Consider the following 22,511-nt stretch of genomic DNA (forward strand, 5'->3'; position numbering starts at 1 on the left):
AATGATCGTAATGAAATTCGGCGGAACCTCCGTCGAAGATTCCGATGCAATCAAGAGGCTGGCTGAAATCGTACGAGCCGAAATTCCCCGCGGACCTATTGTGTTCGTTTCCGCGTGCGCCGGCGTGACAAATCAACTCCTCAGGATAGCCGAGCTGTCGGCAGCAGGCAAAAAGGACGAAGCCTCCGACCTGATCGCGGCGATAAGAGGCAGGCACGAGAAGCTTGTGGACGAGGTCATCGCTTCGGAACTTCCGAAAAATTATCTGAAAGGAAAAATTTCCGTCTACGCTCACGAGCTGAAGAATCTCTCTCAAGCCATTTCGGTACTCGGCGAGGTGACGAACAGGTCCCGTGACGCGATCGCATCATACGGCGAGCGGCTCTCTTCGATGATAGTCGCCCAGGCGCTTGAGGAGAGTTCGCTCAAGACATCGCTTGTCGATGCGAGAGAGTTCATGATAACAAATGAACGATACACAAAAGCGACGCCCAATCTCTCTGTCGTCGAAGAGAAAGCGAAAAAGGTTCTCCTTACCCGCGTGTCCGAAGGAAGTATAGTAGTGACGCAAGGATTCATCGGCTCGAGCGAAAAGGGAATCACGACAACCATCGGGCGAGGCGGTTCGGACTATTCCGCCGCGATTGTCGGATCTCTCCTTGGCGCCGAGGAGATCCAGATCTGGACTGACGTCGACGGAGTTCTGACAGCTGATCCGTCGATCGTTCCCGGCGCACGGCGAATCAAGAAGATGTCGTTCAACGAGGCTTCCGAGCTCGCGTACTTCGGCGCGCGCGTGCTCCATCCTAAAACGATTCTCCCGGCAATCGAGAAGGATATACCCGTTTACGTCCGAAATTCCAGGAACCCATCTTACCGCGGCACACTGATTACGAAAGGCGACGGGGCTGCCGAATGTATTGTGAAATCAATCGCTTACAAGGAACGGATCACGCTTCTGAATCTCGTTTCCAGCAGAATGTTTCTCGCGTCTGATTTCCTGGAAGCGGTTTTTGCGGTCTTCAATAAATTCAAGACTATCGCGCATGCCGTTGCCACAAGCGAAGTCAGCGTATCGGTGGCTGTCGACGATACGACGAATCTCGAGGAAATGAAAAAGGAAATCTCCGGGTTCGCAGAAATTTCTTCTTCCGGCGGAAAGGCCATCGTTTGCGTTGTAGGCGACAACATCCGGAAGAGTCCGGGAATCGTCGGAAAGATTTTTTCTGCGCTGACGGATATTCGCATAAACATGATATCTCAGGGCGCGTCGGAAATAAATATCGGTTTTGTCGTAGATGAATCGGACATCGAGCGTGCCGTGCGCTCGCTGCACGCGGAACTGTTTTCAAACACCGGACCTTATAAACTGTCCGAAGAAATCTTCGATTGAACAAATCCATGATCTCGAAGGGGGAGAAGAAATTCCGATGAAAAGTCAGATCGAATACCGCAAGGGACGTCTCTACATCGAAGATGTGCCGGCATCCGTTCTTGCGGAAAGATTCGGGACGCCGCTGTACGTTTACAGCAAGAACCAGATCACAAAGAACATCGGAAGTCTCCTGAAGGCGTTCGCGGTAATACCTAACTCGAGGATTCTTTACGCGCTCAAGGCCAATTCAAACGTTGAGATACTGAAACACATTCGTTCGACGGGCGTGGGCGCAGATACCGTGTCGGCGGGAGAAATTTTTCTCGCGCTCAAGGGCGGCTTCCCGCCGGCGTCGATTTCATTCGCGGGAGTCGGGAAGTGCGACACGGACATCGACTACGCCCTCGAGAGAAAAATCGGCACCATAATAATTGAATCGGTAGAAGAGCTTAAGGTCGTTTCAAAGCGGGCAGCGAATCTTGGGCAGACTGCAAGAGTTACATTCAGAGTCAATCCGGACGTCGACGCTCACACTCACCCTCACATTTCGACAGGACTCAAGGAGAATAAATTCGGGATACCTATCGAAAGTGCACGCGACGTCATCAGACTGGCCCGAACCTTAAAGAACGTCGAATTTCTCGGGCTGCATTGCCATATCGGATCGCAGATTACTGAAGTGGCGCCGTTCGAGGAGGCGGCGGATTCACTCAGGAAACTTGTCATGGAACTCAAGCGGGAGAGTATCAGGGTCAGACAAATCGATCTTGGAGGTGGGATCGGCGTACGATACGTGAACGCAATCAGGCATAAGTTGCTTCCGGAGGAAGGGAAGAAAGCCCATTCCATAAACCTGAACGATCTCGCGAAAGTCATAAAGAAGAAACTCGTATTCCCAAACTGCGAACTCGTGATGGAGCCCGGACGTTTCATCGTAGCAGAATCGGGCGTCCTTCTTACACGCGTTCTCTACAGGAAGAGGATCTCGGAGAGAAGCTTCGTGGTTGTCGACGCGGGAATGAACGATATGATGCGTCACGCGCTCTATTCCGCATACCACCAGATCGTGCCGGTTGAAATCCAAAGGAGGAAGCGGCAGACCGTCGATGTCGTCGGACCCATTTGTGAGTCTACGGATGTTTTTGCGATACAGCGTTCGATGCCGGAGACGAAGAGAGGGGATCTGCTCGCAATAATGACAACGGGCGCTTACGGATATTCAATCTCTTCCAACTACAATTCTCGCCCGAGACCGGCAGAGGTTTTCGTCGAGAGAGACGGCGCGCGCGTCATAAGAGACAGGGAGACTCTCGACGATTTGACTTAAAACCCGGTTTTTTGTTATTTGAATTAGGAAACAAAAGATGAAATTACTGCCAAAGGGAAATAGACAAAATGAAGTTGTATAATGTTGCCGTTGTCGGTGCTACAGGACTCGTCGGAAGAAAAATGACTCAGGTACTCGAAGAAAGGAAGTTCCCCGTAAGGAACCTGACACCTCTTGCATCCAGGAGATCGGTCGGTAAATCAATTTCATTCAACGGCAAATCGATTCCCGTCCAGGAGTTGAAGCCGGAAAGTTTTTCTGGAATAGAGATCGCGCTCTTTTCCGCCGGTGCATCGGTGAGCAAAGAATATGCGCCGATAGCGGCAAAAGCCGGAACCGTCGTAATCGACAACAGCAGCGCATGGAGAATGGACCCGGAAATACCTCTCGTGGTTCCGGAAGTAAACAGGAACGACATCTTCAAGCATCACGGCATAATCGCAAATCCGAACTGTTCCACGATACAGATGGTCGTTGCATTGAAGCCGCTCCACGATAAATACCGGATCAAACGTGTCGTAGTCTCGACCTACCAGTCGGTTACCGGGGCCGGACAGAGGGGCGTCGATCAGCTGGACGAAGAACTGGGCAAGAAGCAGGGCAATACACAGAAGTTTCCTCACAAGATCGCCTTCAACTGTCTCCCGCATATCGATGTATTCCGCGAAGACGGTTACACGAAAGAAGAATTCAAGATGACATTCGAGACGACAAAGATAATGGGGGACGATTCGATAAAAGTAACCGCCACGTGCGTACGTGTTCCGGTTTTTGGCGGACACAGCGAGAGTGTAAACGTCGAATTTGAAAAAGACTACGATCTCGAACAGGTTCGCGAGCTGCTTAGGAATGCGCCAGGAATTATTGTGGAAGACGATCCCGCGAAAAACATTTACCCGATGCCTATGAACGCGTACGATCGCGATGAGGTTTTTGTGGGCCGCATACGGCGCGACACTACGGCACCAAATGCTCTGAACATGTGGATTGTGTCCGACAACGTTCGGAAGGGCGCGGCAACCAACGCAGTTCAGATAGCGGAAGAGCTGATAAAGGGGAGGGACTGAAGTCAGCTATTAGCTGTTAGCGATTAAGTATTAGCAAATTCAATTTTGACGGCCGCGTTTCGTTTTGGGGGCGGAAAACCAGGTTCTACAGTTTCAGGCTCTTCAGCTTCGGTGCGAACTGCTTCACGGCAGTAACCACTATCAGCGTCATGACGCCGCCAAATATCACCGACGGGACGAGCCCCATGAGTTTTGCCGCGAGTCCCGATTCAAATGCTCCGAGTTCGTTTGACGAACCGATAAATATCCCGTTGATCGCAGCAATTCTTCCACGCATCTCGTCGGGTGAATAGATTTGTATGATCGTTCCACGTATCACGACACTCACATCGTCGACTGCTCCACCGAAAAAGAGGACGGCGAGCGAGAGATAGAAATTTCTCGAGAGCGCGAACGAGATGATAGCGACTCCAAAGAGAAATACGCATATCATCAAGTTGCGGCCGGCCCTTTTGAAAAACGGGTAGTTTGCCTGGACTATGGACATAATGATGGCGCCCACCGCAGGTGCGGCTCGCAGGAATCCCAATCCCTTCGGTCCGGCGTGGAGCACCTGGTCTGCGAACATCGGAAGCACCGCCACGGCTCCGCCGAAGAAGACCGCGAACATGTCGAGGGAAACCGCGCTGAGAATTATCTGGTTGCTGAAAACGTATTTAAGACCGACGGACAGGCTCTGCCATATCGATTCGGTCTTTTTCTTCTCGGGAATGGCTCTCTTTCTTACAATGTTGAAGAACAGCGAGCCGAGCGCAGTCGTAACCACGACGAAAAAATAAGCGGCACCGACACCCGCGAAGCCGTAGATCAATCCCCCCACTGCCGGGCCGGTGACATCCGCCGTCTGCCATGCGAGACTGTTCCATGTTGACGCATTGCCGAAGAGTTCGCGCGGTACAAGCTGAGCCGCGAACGCTCCTTGCGCAGGCGACATGAATCCCCGGGCAATGCCAGTTATGAATATGATGACATAAATCGCGGAAACACTGTGTTGTGTAACGAGCGCATGAAAATTTGTCGACACGAGAAGGAGCCCAATGGCACATACCACGTAGATCAGGCTCGATAGCTGAATGATCTTCTTCCGCTGAACGACGTCGGCCACATGCCCGGCAAAGAGCGACACGCTTAAAAAAGGAATTGCCTCCGCGAGACCGATCAGGCCGAGCGAGAGCGCGTCATGCGTCATTTCGTAAATTTGCCACCCGACGATCACGGACTGCATCTGGATGCCGAATGTCAGCACGAAGCGTGCGATGACGAACCATCTGAAGTCTTTTATCTTTAGCGACGCGTATGGGTCGGTCGCGTCAAGTCTAGTCAACATAAAACAGGATTAGGTGTTTCCGAATTCTCAATACCCTCGTGGTACGACAGACAAGATAATTACGGTAAGGTAGAAAACCGACGGCGTGGAAATGTTCGCTGTGCCCCTTCCGGTAGGCGAAGGGAGTCTTGCTTTTACAGGATACTGCTGATTCCTATCGAGAAGTAAAGGTCGTTCGGTTTGCTGAGTCGCCATGTGAAATCCGCTCTGATCAGTCCGAGTATCCTGCCAATTCCCAGGCCGGCCTCGTAGTACCACCCGTTTGTGGTCGGGATGCCATTCAGCCACGACTTGGCTATCGAACCGTCGACCAGCATCTCCAATCCGCTTTCATAAAGAAATGGTACGCCGAGCGCGAGGAACGGGACGTTTCTGAGATTTTGTTCGGCCGATAACATGACATACCTATCGCCAACATATTCGGTAGGATGGGCGGTTTTGAGCACGCCGAACGGCGCAATCCCTCCTAGCTGAGAATCAAGCACGAAGTCCCTTTGCGGCGGAAGATTTCCCGTCGACATTCCGCCGGAGAACATCAACTGCAACTCAGGAGGAAGGAGATAGCTGCTCAGAAAAGTGACAAAGCGGTAGGATGCTGTAAGCCTGTATCGGCCGAACCAGAAATCACTTTTCAGAATCGACGGTGATGAGTATTCACCGGAAAGTTCGACTGCGTCGACCGGTATAATTCCAAGAGGGATCTTTGCGTCTCCGTAACGGATGTCAAAGCCGAAACTGCGCAGCGTGCCCTCCTCGATCGGCGGGTTGGGCCGGTACTTGTGGCCGAATGACAGAATGCTGAACGAAGTATGGTCGATGACGCTGCTTTCATCTTCGGACGTGAACGTCAGTCCGGCAACAAGTCTTTTGACCGGGCTGATCACAACGTTTCCCTGCCAGCCTCTAGCCATGTAATAGTTGTAGTAATCGTCAGTCCCGATTAGAGAAGTCAGCGTAGTCGCCAGCGGTGAGAAGAATTCATCATCGGGAAAATGTTTGATATCGTGGTACACGTCCGCCCCGATGTCAATCGTGGTTTTTTCGCCGAACGGGTAACCTCCGCCGAGCCGCCATTTGAAGGTCTTATCGGATATTCCATATCCCGCCGCTACATCGGCACGCCAGCCCCTGTTTTCGTTCAGGACAGCTGTCCCTTCGCTTGACACCGTCAGGCCGGTCCTTTTTCCACCCGAGAAGTACGTGTAAGTTCCGCCAAGAAATAGTCCTTCAACCCTGTCAAATCGCAAATCAACGTATTTCAGAAACGACAGCGGGCTGTCCTTTCCGAGGAGTGTCGCGGCCGCACCTGTCGCCTTGAACAGTTTCTCGAGTGTTTGCGTGCTGTCGAGAGTTCTGTAAGCTTTTTGTTCCGAGCCAGAGAGAGCGAGGACTTCATGCGTGCCCCAGAATGTGGAATCGTACTTCGTCGCCGATGAGTCGACGACTACCAGGGGCTTGTTAAATACTGTGTCCGGGATTTGACTGTTCAACCTGTAATCATATATAACCGAAGTCTGGTCAAATGAGATTCGCGGTATCTTCAGTCCGAGGAAACTTATAGTGCCACCGAAATTTACCACAATGTCTGTCGGCATCCAGAATTTGTCCTCGTAAATTGAGTACCTCTGTCCAAATTGCATTTTGAGATCTCTTATCAGAGGTATGTTGAGGACATCGTTTGGTTTCAAATCGATACCGATGACCGCGAAAGACGAATCCGCCACAGAAATCGTTCCGGAAAAAAGTGGAATGAGTCTCGAATCGGGAATTACCTTTATTTCAAATACCCCGACTCCATCCTTTCTGAAGGTTCTCAGCAGTTTATATTTGTAATAATCCAGCGCATCCACGGCGACGGGTCCGACGAACTTATAACCGATTACGTCGACGACATCGTCCGTAAAATTTGTTATGTCTCCCACTGACGCGACCAGATTCATTTCCGGAAGATTTTTGGTTTCTCTTTTTTGAGTAACCACCTCGTGGAGAGAATCGCCATCACGCCAGTAGCCTGTCGTATACGATTCGGTAATCGCGGCAACGGAGGTATCTCTGTAGAACACCAGGCGAGTGAATCCCTTAAACTCATATGAGTGAAGGAGCTTTGACCAATAGTGCTTGTTGGCGATCGCTTTTCTGATAATCGCATAAGCCGGATCTTCCGCGACGGAGACTACTTCCGGAAGGATTATGTCGGCAGGTTCGAGACTCGTGTTCTTGTTGATGTTGCCCGTGAGCGAGATACCGACGGAGTCGGTGCGATATCCCACGTAGCTGAAAATGAGAACGTAATCACCGTCAGGAAGGGAAATAAGATACGATCCGTCCAGGTTGGCGATGGTTCCGCGTGTGGATCCGGCAACTCGCACGTTTGCCGAGGGAAGTCCCTCACCCGTTTTCGAGTCGGCCACACGACCTCTTATTGTGTGAACGGACTGTGCCCACCCGAACGGCGTCGACGCGATAACTGCTGCGATGAAGAAGAGAATACTTCTATACTTACGATCGATCATTCCTATTCAACTGCTTTGGTTCCTGTCGTGGAATCGCCGAGAAGAGAAGACTTCGCCGCGAATTCCACTGCGCGAATTCTGTATCAGCTCCCCTGAATCACATTTCAACGTAAGAATTATGTTTCATTTATTCAAAACCGAAAGCTCCGGCGCGCACGAGGGGCTCGACACGTAGTTCACCATACGCGCAAACAGCGATCTGCTGTAGGGATCCCGTTCAAATGCACCCGCGATCGGAAGCGTGCAGAGAATTAATTTCCCTTTACCCACCCGCATCTGGAGAACATAAGCGGCATTAAGATGGATCCAACCGATATACATCCCCGCAAAGACATCCCCGAATTCCTGGCTTGACAGTCCGGCGATGATAATCCGCGGTGGTACGTCAGCAGATTCGAATCCAAGATGCCTGGCAAAACTGAGACCCGCGAACGGCCCATTTTCCGCACGGACCCAGTTCATATTTGAGGCCCAGTTACCGTCGTAACCACCCGTGTCCCTGACGCCGAGCCGGAACGGGAAGAAGGGCGGTATACGTGTGGAGTCGTCGACAAGGCAAACTACACTTGCGCCTTCCTCAAGGTCCCCCACGACTATGGAATCGAGAACGCTCGTGATCATAACCCGTCCGCTCACATCGGAATCCGCAGGAGGAATCTCTCTTTCCAACTTGCCGAGAGAAGAATCCGGATCATATATACGGGCTTTCAGGTTCGATATGCCGGCGTCGGGGTACACAAAAATGCCCGCGGAATTTCTCGCGACCACAGCTCTCGAGGAGTTCTTGAGCTGGAAACTTAATTCAATTTTCAGGGGAGAAACTACTTCAGGGAGTCGAAGCACGAGCGGCGCAAGCTCGGTCACGCCCGAGTTCGCAATATCCGGAACTGGAATACTCCCGCGTCCGTCTGTCCCGGCCTGCCACTCGAGCATTCCTCCGGCAAGACTTTGAGCGCTGTAATGAGAAACCCAGAGACGCACCGTCATCGTTTCTCGTGACTTAAAATTATACTTGTCGGGCCGCGAAATTATGACGTCCTGTTTCTGGATGTCGCCGATTTCCTTCGAGTAGATTTTCGGATTGCGCCACATATCCATCAGCCCGTTGCATTCCCAATTGATGTCCGTGAATTCCGTGATGACATAGCCCTGTATGCTGGATTGGAGTCGAATTTCCTCTATCTCATATTTGAGAGCATCGAATTGCGCCCACTGGCTTTCGACGGCAAGGCTGTCGTAGTCTTGAAATGTCTGATCGAGTTTATACTCATGAAATCTCTCGCGCACTCCCTCAGGCTCGACGTAGCCCCAGCCGAACGGCCTGCGGAGCCACCATGGAAGGTCGTCCGGAATTTTCGGCAGACCCCAGTTCCCAAATTCGGAAATCATGAGAGGCTCCTGTCCGGAGGGCCGGGCATCACCATGCCGGCTGAAAAGCCAGTTCGGTCTCGACGCGACATCTATGACCGTATTGTTGAAGTTCTTCCTGTTCTCCGGGATAGCCCAATAGGTGTGCCAGTCGGCAATGTCCGACTTCATATGGAAATTGTCACAGCATGCACTGTTATCCTCTATCAGCCTGCCGGTCGCTTTCGACTTCGCGTAATCGTATGTGTTCCTGAGCCATTCTCTCTCGGTGGAATCCCTGAGATCTATGCCCCAGCTCTCATTGATGATGCTGATGATCACGACCGACGGGTGATTCCAATCGCGGTCCAGCATCCCGTCGAATGTCTCGATGCCGCGCTTCGCTGAAGCGGAAGTGAAATCGTCCCAGTTCGGAATTTCGTACCAGACGAGCATTCCTACTTCGTCGGCGGCCTGCAGGTAGCGCGGGTCGGGGACTTTTATGTGACAGCGAAGCAAATTCAGTCCAAGCATTTTCGCCTTGAGCATTTCGTCCCTGATGTACTCGAATGAAGGAGGAGTGTAACCTGTTTCCGGATAAAAATCCTGGTCGAGCGCGCCCATCAAATAAATCGGTTTACCGTTCAAGTAGAATTTTCCATCGTTGGTAGTAAAGGATCTGAAACCGAAACGCTCGACAGCAGTATCGCCGTCGACGAGGACAAGTCGGATGGTATAAAGGTTGGGTGAGTCGACGCCCCAGAGGAGCGGGCTCTTCAATTCGAAACTGAATCGAAACGAGTCCGTTCCGGACGCGATCGGCTTCACGAATCTTGCCACTTCTTTTTGGGATGGATCGAAAATCGAAATCGCACATTTCTCTTCACGTGCCGTCTGCGGAAGCGCGCTCAGCATTCCATCGACAGAAACTCCTCCATCGACGGACGGAGTGACGTGCACTTCTTCGAAATATAAAGCTGGTTTCACATCGACAAAAACACTCTGCCAGAGTCCGCTGGTTTGAACATACCAACTTTGTTTGCCGTGAGGAATCTGAGAATAAATTATCCCCTCGGTGCCGTCCTTCGAAGTTGACGGATCCATGACACGGACCACAACATTGTTCGTTCCCGCATCAATGAGTTTTGTTATGTCGATATCAAAGGGGAGGTACCCGCCTTCATGTTCACCCGCAGGTTTCCCGTTAACGAACACTTTTGCAAGATAGTCGACTGCTCCGAAATGAAGGATCGCCGCCTCGTCTTTCTTCAGTTTGGGGAGATCGAATTCCTTTTCGTACCACGCAACGCCCTGATAGCTGCGCAAATCTGAGAACTGTTCCTGCCACGAGAGTGGGACCAATGCATCGCGCCAGTACGCCGAAGTGCTGACGCTGTCGATCGTAAACACGCCCGATGAATCAACTGCAAATTTCCAGTGACCGTCGAGGGATATTGTTGTTGCACTATACCCGGGCGACACTGCCGATGCTAAAGCAAAGAGAACGAAGAAAGTCTGTTTCATTTGAGATGCCTTTTAAGGATACAAATTCGAGGGAGAAATCCCTGTGATCGGAATAATTTAATCATGAAACCCTGAAGCAGCCAAATCTCGCCCGGAGATCTGACCGCTTGAAACCGATTATGGAACATGCTGTTGCTAATAAACAAAATCGGAGTAGACGATGAAGATTATTCTGGTAGGAGCTACTGGGTTGATCGGGAGTGAAATACTCAAATCTCTTTCGCCGAGGCACGATGTCATCATAGTTTCTCACGCGCGAGATTCCGATCTGCAGGTCGACATCGGCTCGAAGAGTTCCATCGAAGCGATGATTAAGAAAGTCGGCAGGTTCGACGCATTGGTGAGTGCCGCTGGAAATGCGGCGTTCGGAAAATTCGAGAAACTTAACGATGAAGATTTCCATCTGGGGTTGATGAACAAGCTCATGGGCCAGGTAAACCTGGTTCGGCTTGGAGTGAGTCATATCAACGATAACGGCTCATTCACATTGACAGCCGGGACCTTGAGCAGACATCCGATACCGGGGAGCGCCGCGATAAGCATTGTGAATGCCGGACTAGAAGGTTTCGTTCGCGCCGCAGCGCTCGAGCTTAAGCACGGAGTGAGAATAAATGTGGTCAGCCCGCCGTTCGCTACGGAAACATTGAAGAAGCTCGACATGGACACCTCCACCGGAATACCCGTCGCAAAATTCGCCGCCGCATATGTGGAAAGCGTCGAAGGAAAGAAAAACGGAGAAGTGATAGAAATAGAATGACCTGGTGTGCGCGGTATTTGCACTGAGCGCAACTTCGATTTTAGAAAATTAAGAATGGAGCGAGGCGCTTCGCATCACGACTTGACGGTAGTGGGCTTCTTCGACGCTACTGAAATGTCCCATCGTTGAATACTCAACCGCGTTCAAAACAAACACAATTGTCATTCCCGAACGCTCCTATCGGGAATCCAGAGCGGAAATGGAAACAGATTCCCGCTAAAAGCACGCGGGAATGACAGTGAGAGAATTTGTCGATATCACACCTCTTTGAAAGTAGCCCACACCGACTTGACGCGAAATTTGCCTTTTGCTAATATTCAGCTAGAAGGTTCACCGCGTCTCGATTCGGAGAGTATGCGAGAACGCCGAATAAATATCGAGATAGATCATGGGAACATATCGTGAATTACTTAACAGCCGCAACCTGGATCGGTTGAGCGTTATCGGTCTAATCATTTTGATTGCGCTTTCATGTTTTCAATTCGCATTCGCATCGGGGATTCGCGGTGATGAGAAAAAAGCGCGCCGCGCCCAATCAGTTGCTGGTCAGAGTCTCACACTTATCGATGCAAACAATCTGACAAGTTGGGTGCAGGCCGACGCACTATTTCCACCAATCATCAACGGCAGTTTTAACGGCGCTTTTCCGAAAGGTGTCAATGCCGGATTCGTGTTCCAGGACGGGATCGTATTCGGCGGACTTGTAAGCGACGGCTCATCTCCAATTCTCAGAATCGGAGGAACCACTTACCCTACCGGCATGCAGCCGGGGAAGATACTCGTCGGAAGCGATGGAAAGGTAATCGGACCTGAAGACGCCGGGAATCCGGCTGTGAATAAAGTGTGGAGGGTCCGGCCCGATTATGCGACAGCAGAACTGACACAGGATGCTGCCGCTTACTTTCAGGAAGATTTGACGGAAGTAACAGGATCACAGATCGACTCGCTGAGGTCAAACTACGCGAGCGACTGGGAGAACTGGCCGGCAGATCGAGGTGCTCCGTATGTCGACGTAAACGGAGACGGAAAATATGAGTCTGATGTAGACGTACCGGGGATCGATGGAGCTGCCCAGACAATATGGCTGGTTGCGAACGATCTAAATCCCGGCGTCACATGGACATTGTATGGTTCACCGCCCATCGGAATAGAGGAGCAGATAACCGAATGGACATGGCCCTCGACTGATTACAAAGAGCTCGACAATATGTTTTACAAGCAAGTGAAACTCATTTACAAAGGCACCACATCGACTACGGCGAACGCACACATCGACAGCATGTACATAGCGCAGTGGTCGGACGTCGACGACGGAGACGGCGGGAACGATCTGGCGGGATGTGACTCTACCATGAATATCGGGTTTGTTTACAACGGCGTCGACAGTGACCGTGTGTACTCGCCTCTTGGGCTCGCTCCGCCAGCAGGGGGATACGTGATCGTCAATGGCAGCGCTCGCGCGACAGGTAACTTATCCGATTCGGCGATCATCGACCTCAAGTGGAGAAGGGGGTACAAATACTTCTATAACGTTCCGATGACTGAGTTCTGGTCGTTCTGGGACGGAACAAACATATCGGATCCCGACCTGGGATCTTATGACGGGACGTGTCAGATGTTTAATCTTTTCAGGGGAGCACTCCCATTGCCCCAATATCCAGCTTTCGCTCCGCTTTACAGCGGGTTTCCGCCTCCTTACAATTACCAGATGAACTACGTTTTTGGAGGGAATCCCGTTACGCGGTCAGGGTTTGTCGACGGAAAATATAATACGCCGAGTGGGCGCAGGATCATACTGGTCCACGGACCTATAGAGATGAATCTCAATGACACGGCGGAGGTTGTTATCGCGACCGTCGGTGCCGAGGGGATCAATTACATTTCGAGTGTCAGCATTCTCCTGTACTACGCGAAGTGGGCACAGTACGCATTTACCTCGTCCGCAGTCTCGCCGTCCATTACGGCAGTCGCAGGCCATCCCGTCGCGCCTGCCACTTACCGGCTCGACCAGAATTATCCCAACCCATTCAACCCCGCGACGGTCATCGGTTACGACGTTCCGCTCCGGAGTCACATCGTGCTGGCTATTTATGACGTGCTCGGAAGAAAAATAGAGACACTTGTAGATGGCGAGCAGAATGCCGGGCACCACGTGGCGAGCTTCGACGGATCGAACTACGCGAGCGGTATGTACTTTTACAGATTGAGTACTCCCGGCTTTACGATAACAAAGAAGATGCTCCTCACAAAATAGGATAGGCCACTGCGACTCACCTTCGATTGACGTATTCGCGTGAAGGTATCACAAAAGGTGAGTCGCAGTCAAGCAGGTTAAACCGGTTCCCGACCTCAGCCGCAACTTTCACGTTACCTTCTTTTGAATTCCTCCTGGAAATTTCTAACTTTGTAGAATCTAATTTCAGATGATTTCATAATGAAAAAGCCTTTCCGGGACAGATTGAAGGACGGCGTCATCGTATGCGACGGCGCGATGGGAACGCTATTCGAGCTTTACGAGTACGACGAGAAGCCGCCTGAAATACAAAACATAAAGAACCCTGACATAGTCGAGCGGGCGCACCGCGAGTATATCGAAGCCGGCGCCGAGATCATAGAGACAAATACGTTCTCCGGGAACAGGATGCGCCTGGAAGCGTACCACCTTGCCGACAAGTTAAAGGAGATAAACACAGCGGGTGTAGAAATCGCGAAGCGTGCCGCTGAGGACAACGTGTACGTGGCAGGTGCTGTGGGGCCGAGCGGCCGGCTCCTCGAACCTCTTGGCAAAACGACGAGGAGCCAGGTGAGAGCGGTGTTCAAGGAACAGATCGAGCTCCTCGTGAAAGGCGGCGTCGATCTCCTGATCCTGGAAACATTTCTGGACCTGAACGAACTCGACGAGGCGATCGATGCAGCAAAGGAAGTTTCCAAAGACATCCCGATCGTCGCGCAGAAGACGTTCTCAGAGGACGGGGCGATACTCTCGACCGACTTTCCGGTGGAAGTTGTGAGACACATTAAATCGAAGGGTGTTGATGTCGTCGGCTCCAATTGCACTGTCGGCCCGCAGAGAATGTATGGAATTATAAAGTCGATTTACTCGGAAGACGTAATCCTGTCCGCGCAGCCCGCCGCCGGAATACCGACTCTCGTCGACGGAAGATCGATTTATCACGCCACTCCGGAATATCTTGCGACATACGCCAAGCAGCTTGTGGAAGCGGGCGTCACGATCATCGGTGCGTGCTGTGGATCTACGCCTTCGCATATTCGCGCAATTGCCGAAGCGGTTCGCGGAGTGAAAATTGAGAGGAAGCCGATTGCTGTCAGGAAGCGGGTGGTGCCCGGCGAGATCGCTGTCGAAACAAAGCCGCCTTCAAAGTCGGCACTGTCGGAAAAGATCGGAAAAAAATTTGTCGCCACAGTCGAACTCGATATTCCACGCGGTCTCGACATCTCAAGCGTTATCGAGGGAGCAAGGTTCTGCAAAGAGAACGGAATCGACGCTGTTCACATCACCGACGGTGCCCGCGCGAGGATCAGGATGAGTCCGCTCGTCATTTCACATCGAGTCCAGACCGAAACAGGGATAGAAGCGATCACGCATCTCACCACGCGTGATCGAAACATGATCGGGTTGCAGGCCGATTTGCTCGGCGCTCATGCTCTGAATCTCAGGAACATTCTTGTCATCACCGGCGATCCGGCAAAGATCGGCGATCTGCCACAGGCGAAATCGGTGTTCGACATCGATTCCATCGGTCTGATAAAGATCGTCAAGAGCATGAACTGCGGGCGCGATTCCATGGGTAACCCCATCGGTGAGTCGACCTCGTTCATGATTGCTTGCGCGGCGAACCCTTCGGCTGACGACTTCGCGTATGAAATCGACAAACTCGCCCAAAAGGTCGAATCGGGAGCCGATGTGATCGTCACACAGCCGATCTACGAGATGGAGACATTTACCAAATTCATGAAGGCAGTCGAGCCGATGCACACACCCGTGATACTCGGTGTACTCCCGCTCAGGAGTTTTAAACATGCCGAGTTCCTCCATCATGAGATTCCCGGGATAAGCATCCCCGCCAGGATCAGGGAGAAAATGAGATCTAGCGGAGAGAAGGCGACCGAGACCGGTATTGAAATTTCGGCTGACATCCTGAGGGAGGTAAAAAAGTCTGTCGCCGGCGCGTACCTGCTTCCACCGTTCAAGAAGTACGATGTCGCAATAAGGGTCCTCGAAAAAGCAGCCGTATAATCGTCGGATATCACAACAGTTCAATGCTAGGGAAACACTCCGGATTGCCGGTCTGTTGAGTCACCAAATAGGGGCGAGTGACGTACAGCAAGTAACGATTTGCTTAATTCCTGTCCTCTTGTTAGATTAATCATCCAAAGGGCAGAAGATCGATTCAAGGGACAACTTCGAAGAGTGTATAGTGCTCGGATTCGCAGGTTTGCAGAAAGCTGAGTCTCGAGGTTCTTTCGAAGGCTTTTTCGGTGTTTCGATCGGGTTCCTGCTGGTCTACGAGGTGACCCTCTTGGGCTCTTAGCTCAGCTGGTTCAGAGCGCCTGCTTCACACGCAGGAGGTCGCTGGTTCGAGTCCAGTAGAGCCCACAATACCGGATGCGCGTTACGACTGGAATTTGTTGTGGAGTAACTTTTCACCGTCGAAGGCGTCTTAGTTTATGAAGTTTTCAGGTCTGCAATGAGCGAAAAGAAAAACGAATTGTGACACAAATGGAGGGGAAAGCGAGACTTTGATATTGATTCACGAAAACGAGTCTCACTAAAACAGGTAAGGAAAAATGGAAAAGATCAGCGGACTCCCCTCGGAACGCAAAAAGGTTCAGAAGAAGCAGATCGAGAACCCGTTGAGCGATCTTCTTAGCGACGAGCTTTACGAGAAGCTCATAGAGAACAATCTTCTGGACTACAAGGCCGTGAGAGACTACCAGATCAAGCGGCGTTTCAAGGATTTACGGAATTACATGAGCGTAGGCGACGCAATCGAGAAGATCCAGGACGAATACCCGTACCTGCGATTCGACACGATCAGGAAGATCGTCTACAACGCAAAAGCCGAAAAAGAGTAAGCCCGGCTTTTCGGGGATCGAATCACTGAACATCTGGAAGCCCGGAGCCCGGGAATTTTCCCGGCGTTATCGGCGTTTATGAGAATAGCAGGATGTTTCTGCTGTTTCAACGTCAGGAATTACATAACAGGAGAGAGCGATGAAGCGATACGTATCAAACCAAGATCAATCTGTTCGAATGTTCAAGAACGGGTTCCTGGAACTCTTTTCGCATGTGCACCCCGCCGTTCCGGCCATAATTTATTTTCCGGTTGTCGCTTATATGTTTTATAGGGCAATCGTCACCGACATTAGTCTATACTATGTTCTTCCGCTACTTTTGTTTGGAATTCTAGTCTGGAGTCTGACTGAATACACACTCCATCGTTATGTGTTCCATTTCATGCCGAAGAGCACGTTCGGGAAGCAAATTCATTTCATGTTCCATGGTGTACACCATGATTATCCGAATGATTCAACACGATTGGTGATGCCCCCGATTGTGAGCATTCCGCTCGCCGTGTTGTTCTATTTTGTTTTCCAGAATATTCTGGGCGCTCATTATCTCCCACCATTCTTCGCGGGATTCATATTGGGCTACTTGTCATACGACCTAACTCACTACGCCGTTCACCATTTCGGATTAAAAGGGAAGGTGGGACTTTACCTGAAGCAGCAGCACATGCGGCACCACTACATGGATCCTGACGGGAATTACGGAGTGAGTTCTCCGTTATGGGATTTTGTTTTCGGAACATATATGAGGAAGCCACAACAGGAGACGGTAAAGGTAGATAGATAAACCTTTAAATAAATTGTTGGCATGTGACTTAACCAAGTTACATTCATAATAAGGCGGCGCACCAGCGCCGCTTTTTTTTCGCGCACAACGAGTAAGCGTAATACCCTGAATCAGCCCCTGAATTAAATTCAGGATGAGAAAGGGGGAAAAGCCCCAACAAACCACGACCAGACTGTCATGCCGAACTCGCTTCGGCAACCGAACGTTTGCCCGCGCTGCTGCCTCTTCTCAGCCGGGTTTCGTTTGAAATAGATCCTGAAATGAGTCCAGGATGACAGAGAAGAAAGAGCGCCGCAATACACAGCGGCGCCCTTGGTTCAATTCATTTCAAGAGGTTCATCTTGCCGACGAGAATCGTATTCTTGAAATCGACGGCATAAAGATAAATACCGCTCGGAAGGCTCTTACCGTTCCACGAGAGGCCGTCCCAGTAGACATCGTAGACACCCGGTCCGCTCACCTGAAGGTGAAGCGTCCTGACAAGCTGACCTAGAACGTTATAGATTCGAATGTCGATGTTGCCCGTATAGTTCGTATTCAACCGCAGCCTGATTGATGTGGACGGGTTGAATGGGTTCGGGTAATTCCCCATCAGTTCGAAAGACGCCGCGCCGCTGATGGGAGGTCGGTGGCTCTTAACCTCAACCACGCCGGTACCGCCGCCGCTTCCTTTAAAGCTTGTAAACGGACTTATAACCCCGTACGCCTGGCTGAGCGCAACGATCTGGTTCTTCAGCGCGATTGCCTGTTCAGAACCGGAAGCGGCCGCGTAATACCTGATGAGGAGCGCTTCTATCTTCTGTTTCGCCCACACTTTGGGCAGGAACTGGTAATTCACCACCTGCGAATCGGAAAGCGGAATGTTATAACTGTAGTTCACTGCATGACCGAGCGCAGTTCCGCTTAGAGTAACCTTCACTGTTTGCGGCAAACTGTACCGCCCCGCCACTATCATTTGCTTCCCCTTGTAAAGATTCGGGAGCGAATCGGGAAAAGTCTCGGAAATGACCGGCGGATCGAACGCAATATGACTATCAAGAAGAACCGGGTTCCGAATCGACATATAGAAATTAGTAATCGTCGAGTACAGCTCGTCGTCGCCGAGGAACTGCGCGAACCCGCGGTTCTGAGACGAGAGAAGGGAAAGGAGCTGCTGGTTCGCATCATCACCGATGCCAAAGCAGAAGAGATAAATATTTGTTTCGGTCCGGATGATCAGCGAATCGACGAACGGGACCAGTTGATTTATGTCGGTGATGTCCCAGGTCGGCTGGCCGTCGGTGAGGAAGATGATAATATTCGCGGTGCTGTCGTTGGCGGCTGCAAATTGCGGTACCGCAGCTGAGAATGCTCCTGAAATGCTCGTCATGTTGCGTGCATACAATGATGCGATATACGCAAGCGCGGAGTCCCTCGTCTGCGGAGTGTAGAGAACATGACCGGGCCTGAAACATGTGATGACGTCATCGAAATCGATGAGGTTGAACCTGTCGCCTTCGTTCAGGTTATTAACGATGAATGTCGCGGCCGCTTTCGCCTGATCGATCTTGGTGCCGGTCATGCTTCCAGACCTGTCAATGATCAGAGTGAAAACCTTCGATATGGTTTCCGTTGTCGCGGACGGATCCGGTTCCGCTATGAAGGTCAGGAACCCGTTTCCAAGTGAATCCGGGACGAGCGTGTCCGGCAGCTCGGAACTGAATGCGAACAGCCCAAGCTCGTGCGCGTTAAGTGAGTAACGGACCAAATAATTTGAATTAGCAGCCGATTCGTGAAGAACAATCCGGACGATCGCACTGTCGCCATAGGTAACAAGCATGTCCACCACCTGGCCGCTCATCACTTTGATGCTGTCGATGGTGCGCGGTGAGCTAAGATGGAACTCGAATCTCTGGACATCTATCGAAGTAGACTGGATCAGGTGGTAATCCGCAGGGTAGGAATAATCCACGTTGCCGAAGGAGTACGGTAGAAGCTCGACGTAGGTTAGTTCGACAGCGATGCTGGAATCTTGCTGTATAGTATCAGGAATGGAATAATAAAGAGGCGTGCCCCCAAGATATGAGATAAGGTTCGCGTCAGGCGTCCCTCCACCCGGAAGAGTGGTGTCCTGGCTGGTACCTGCCACGCCGGCATAGTACCAGTTCCCATTCAGCATGTACCGCAGCTGTGTCGCGCTTGCGGATTCGGAGAGAGGAAATGCGTACTTCACAAGAGTACCTGCGTGTGTGTTTGTGAAGTACTGGGTCGTCGTAGTAATCGAGATCTGGCTAAGAACGGACACTTTTACTGATGAAGAATCGAGACGGAGATAAACAGCATTTTGCGCGTCGATGATTCCGACTCCGTTCGAGTATGCGTACGGAGCAAGGAATCCGAGAAGGACGATTGCGAGCAGCGTTCTCTTCATTACAGCCTCCCAAAAATTTTTGTCTTCTGCCGCATTCTTCCTTTTGAGCAGAAAGGAAATATCTGCGAGTTATGCTCGCAATGGCGGCAGTTCTCGAATCAGATTGAATACATTACAAATCAGCCCACGTTGTTCTTGCTGTATTCAGGTCATCCAGCAGTAGCCCTCGCGAAATCTCCCTATTACTACCGCAAGCCCTTCTACCTGCGAAAAGGTAACAGGCGGAATGTAAAATGTCAAGTTTTTAGTCGTGTCCCAGTTCGATGAATGCCTGCTGAAGTCTTCCTAAACAAGCCGGTGAGAGTCAGCGTGTCACGCAACATTCCATCGGGGACTTTGGAGAGCAACAAATCTGGTACGCCACCCAGGTTGAACTCGAGTCCTTCTATTTTTGATCTCTCGCTTCTTTCAGCTCAGACTTGATCTCGTCGATATACTTGGTGTAAACCGGTCCGAGTTCACAAGCATTGTTCAACTTTTCAGCCCACGTGAGCCAGTGAAGAGCCGCATCATTTCTGCGGGCATCCATCATGGCTCTCGACAGCATAGAGGCAACATAAAGAACGTTCATCACATTGGTCTTCGTGCTGGATATACGAACTGAGCTCCTGTCCTGCATACTCGCCCACATCCCCTCGAATTCCTCGGGTTGGACATCGTCGAAGCTGGCGAGTGCAAACGATGTGTCTAAGCTTGTTGCCCGCTGACCGGCAGTCCAAATATAAAAAGGTCCCGCAAAAGTCATATGAGTTGAATCTGACGTTAGAAATCCCGGTTCCGCTGTGCAGGCGACAGCCAGCGGCCGCGAGAATGTTCCCTCCCGTTTCTCTCTGAGCCATGCCTGAAGGATGCCATCGGAGACTGTCCGGATATTGCCTGAAGAATCCCTGACAGCCGTCAGAGTGTCGAGCGCGTTGTCATTATAGGGGAGCGGAACCTTTTCAATGTCGCGAACAAATCTGGCGTACCATGAAGTATTGAGAAGACTCCGGTTTACAACGGCGACATCCTTCCGGAAACCCTCCGACACCTGTACAGCCGAAAGGGGAAACGTATCCATATCTCCATTCGTGATGAGTACCGCGTCCGGCGGAAGGGCACGGAGAAACCACCTCGCGTACGAAAGTATCGTATGAGTCATAAAGCCTGTTTCCACCATTCGTCGCGCCGATTCATCCATAAGCAATATGTTCTGCCGCTTGATCCCCGCGATCCACAAATCTATCCATGCATTTCCATCTGACGAATCGCATCTAACCGCTTCCTTCAGGTGGATCCAGCTTGAGTCTTCGTTCGCTTCCTCCCATTCCCCGTACATTGGGTTTTCGAGATCCGAAATGACTTCATGAGCAAAACTGTTGCATGGATTCAGGGCGAGCGCCTTTCGCGCAGCTGTGATTGCTTCTGGCTTCCTGTTGAGCCGTCTCAAAGTCTCCGCCAGCCAGGCGTAAACATCCGGATTCCCCTTTTGTTCCGCCACTGCCTCCTCGAAATAGGGCAACGCCTGATCGAGTTTATTCTGGCTATAGTACGAGAGCGCCTTTTCGTAATTCGACGTCTGAGAAAACGAAGTATCCTCGCTGGTCAGGAAGATGCCGACGCCAAGCACGAACCAAACTAGAAACGACTTTTTCATATGCATGCCCTTTCATTGATTTCACCGATTTATCTCCACGAGTAACACCCGCGCGTCGAGCATCGCTTTAAACATCGAGAGGAGCGGCCGCAGCAAAGACGACCCAATATGGCCAGAGAAATAAGCAAGGCAGCTGTGATCGAACGTAAGCGGACACCCTGACGAAGTGCATAGTCTATTTCTTTTTCCCCTTTGAGAAGCTCGACGCAATAAAATAAGCCGAGGCGCTGACAAGTATTATTATGATTATGTAGATAGCCGCCACAGTTCCACCTTGTTGGAAATATCGCAAAGATGAGGGAAGAATTCAGCCCCGGGAAGTTAATCTTGGCGACGTTCGACATCCAATTCCAGATATGCTTTGAACTTCTTGAAACCCTCGCAACGTAAGCTGCAAGTCGTCGTTCCCGTGTAAGTCGGCGCGCCCGCGGCAAGGAAAGATTCCGTACCGCTTATAGTTTCAATCCACGCGCCCACATGGGGCGCGACGCTCCCAAAACAACGGGGGGCATCGGGACGGGAATGTTTCAATCCACGCGCCCGCACGGGGCGCGACCGTCATGCCATTCAGCATGTGAGTGTCCATGAAGGGTTTCAATCCACGCGCCCGCACGGGGCGCGACTCGCAGGGCCTTCTTCCCGCTAGACATCGCCCATGTTTCAATCCACGCGCCCGCACGGGGCGCGACCGTAACAAATCCAGGGAATATTTGTCAGCTCGTCGTTTCAATCCACGCGCCCGCACGGGGCGCGACCTCGGCACAAAATGGATTTTGGGAATCGGAGATACCGTTTCAATCCACGCGCCCGCACGGGGCGCGACACAAAATTTGGCGTCGCGTTTGTGGCAAGGACCGGTTTCAATCCACGCGCCCGCACGGGGCGCGACGCGCCGGAGATGATCGTCAAATGCCACTTGTTAAAGTTTCAATCCACGCGCCCGCACGGGGCGCGACTCTATGAGATCCAGGGGGTGTTCCCTTCCACCCATTGTTTCAATCCACGCGCCCGCACGGGGCGCGACTTTCAAAAGCCGCAAAAACCACGGGATTTAGCGGGTTTCAATCCACGCGCCCGCACGGGGCGCGACTTCGAAGTTTTACCCATTGTTTCATCTCATCTGGGTTTCAATCCACGCGCCCGCACGGGGCGCGACTTGCATCCGACAAAATGCTCACCGCGTTAACCGCGTTTCAATCCACGCGCCCGCACGGGGCGCGACCTGATTTCGCTGTTGCTGGGCCCAGGTCGACAGGGTTTCAATCCACGCGCCCGCACGGGGCGCGACTAATATCGATCGCACCTTTCGACCTTATCGAGTATGTTTCAATCCACGCGCCCGCACGGGGC

The 22,511-nt window shown here is 51.6% G+C and carries 13 protein-coding genes, 1 tRNA gene and 1 CRISPR repeat array; of the genes, 9 read left to right on the top strand and 5 right to left on the bottom strand.

Annotation, left to right across the window (positions count from 1 at the left end; all coding sequences use genetic code 11):
- Position 1: 1 nt before the first annotated feature.
- From lysC to VIS48_03535, 3 genes are all read left to right on the top strand, one after another.
- The gene (gene lysC, locus VIS48_03525) at positions 2 to 1,393 is read left to right on the top strand and encodes a lysine-sensitive aspartokinase 3 (protein ID HEY9165213.1); all 1,392 of its coding nucleotides are present in this window, start codon (positions 2 to 4) and stop codon (positions 1,391 to 1,393) included.
- Positions 1,394 to 1,430: 37 nt separating this feature from the next.
- Positions 1,431 to 2,702, top strand: coding sequence for a diaminopimelate decarboxylase (gene lysA, locus VIS48_03530; GenBank protein HEY9165214.1), 1,272 nt, complete (start codon positions 1,431 to 1,433; stop codon positions 2,700 to 2,702).
- Between the two features lie 68 nt (positions 2,703 to 2,770).
- Positions 2,771 to 3,769, top strand: a complete 999-nt coding sequence (locus VIS48_03535; GenBank protein ID HEY9165215.1) for an aspartate-semialdehyde dehydrogenase — start codon at positions 2,771 to 2,773, stop codon at positions 3,767 to 3,769.
- 85 nt (positions 3,770 to 3,854) lie between these two features.
- Here VIS48_03535 and VIS48_03540 read toward each other — a convergent pair whose 3' ends face one another.
- From VIS48_03540 to VIS48_03550, 3 genes are all read right to left on the bottom strand, one after another.
- Positions 3,855 to 5,096, bottom strand: coding sequence for an MFS transporter (locus VIS48_03540; protein HEY9165216.1), 1,242 nt, complete (start codon positions 5,094 to 5,096; stop codon positions 3,855 to 3,857).
- A gap of 134 nt (positions 5,097 to 5,230) precedes the next feature.
- On the bottom strand, positions 5,231 to 7,609 hold the full coding sequence (locus tag VIS48_03545; GenBank protein HEY9165217.1) for a DUF5686 family protein: 2,379 nt from the start codon (positions 7,607 to 7,609) through the stop codon (positions 5,231 to 5,233).
- Positions 7,610 to 7,732: 123 nt separating this feature from the next.
- A complete protein-coding gene (locus VIS48_03550; protein HEY9165218.1) occupies positions 7,733 to 10,480 on the bottom strand; it encodes a sugar-binding domain-containing protein in 2,748 nt (915 codons plus the stop codon).
- 160 nt (positions 10,481 to 10,640) lie between these two features.
- Here VIS48_03550 and VIS48_03555 point away from each other — a divergent pair, with 160 nt between their 5' ends.
- The 6 genes from VIS48_03555 (at position 10,641) to VIS48_03580 (ending at position 17,115) form a co-directional block, all read left to right on the top strand.
- On the top strand, positions 10,641 to 11,237 hold the full coding sequence (locus tag VIS48_03555) for a short chain dehydrogenase (protein HEY9165219.1): 597 nt from the start codon (positions 10,641 to 10,643) through the stop codon (positions 11,235 to 11,237).
- Between the two features lie 388 nt (positions 11,238 to 11,625).
- Positions 11,626 to 13,491, top strand: a complete 1,866-nt coding sequence (locus VIS48_03560) for a T9SS type A sorting domain-containing protein (protein HEY9165220.1) — start codon at positions 11,626 to 11,628, stop codon at positions 13,489 to 13,491.
- Positions 13,492 to 13,671: 180 nt separating this feature from the next.
- Positions 13,672 to 15,495: a bifunctional homocysteine S-methyltransferase/methylenetetrahydrofolate reductase gene (locus VIS48_03565; protein ID HEY9165221.1), complete on the top strand. Its 1,824-nt coding sequence runs from the start codon at positions 13,672 to 13,674 to the stop codon at positions 15,493 to 15,495.
- Between the two features lie 285 nt (positions 15,496 to 15,780).
- Positions 15,781 to 15,855, top strand: a tRNA-Val gene (locus VIS48_03570).
- A 191-nt stretch (positions 15,856 to 16,046) separates the two neighbouring features.
- A complete protein-coding gene (locus VIS48_03575) occupies positions 16,047 to 16,334 on the top strand; it encodes a hypothetical protein (protein HEY9165222.1) in 288 nt (95 codons plus the stop codon).
- A gap of 139 nt (positions 16,335 to 16,473) precedes the next feature.
- Positions 16,474 to 17,115, top strand: a complete 642-nt coding sequence (locus tag VIS48_03580) for a sterol desaturase family protein (GenBank protein ID HEY9165223.1) — start codon at positions 16,474 to 16,476, stop codon at positions 17,113 to 17,115.
- A 322-nt stretch (positions 17,116 to 17,437) separates the two neighbouring features.
- On the opposite strand, the gene VIS48_03585 is transcribed toward VIS48_03580, so the two are convergent.
- Both VIS48_03585 and VIS48_03590 read right to left on the bottom strand, forming a co-directional pair.
- Positions 17,438 to 19,525 carry a VWA domain-containing protein gene (locus VIS48_03585; protein HEY9165224.1) on the bottom strand — a complete coding sequence of 696 codons (2,088 nt, stop codon included), beginning with the start codon at positions 19,523 to 19,525 and terminating at the stop codon, positions 17,438 to 17,440.
- A gap of 385 nt (positions 19,526 to 19,910) precedes the next feature.
- Entirely contained in the window at positions 19,911 to 21,161 is a 1,251-nt protein-coding gene (locus VIS48_03590; protein HEY9165225.1) for a tetratricopeptide repeat protein, read from the bottom strand.
- Between the two features lie 457 nt (positions 21,162 to 21,618).
- Positions 21,619 to 22,510: a CRISPR direct-repeat array (repeat unit 26 nt; unit sequence GTTTCAATCCACGCGCCCGCACGGGG).
- Position 22,511 lies beyond the last annotated feature (1 nt).

This window comes from Candidatus Kryptoniota bacterium (genome assembly GCA_036567965.1).
Classification (GTDB): Bacteria; Bacteroidota; Ignavibacteria; order Kryptoniales; family JAKASW01; genus JAKASW01.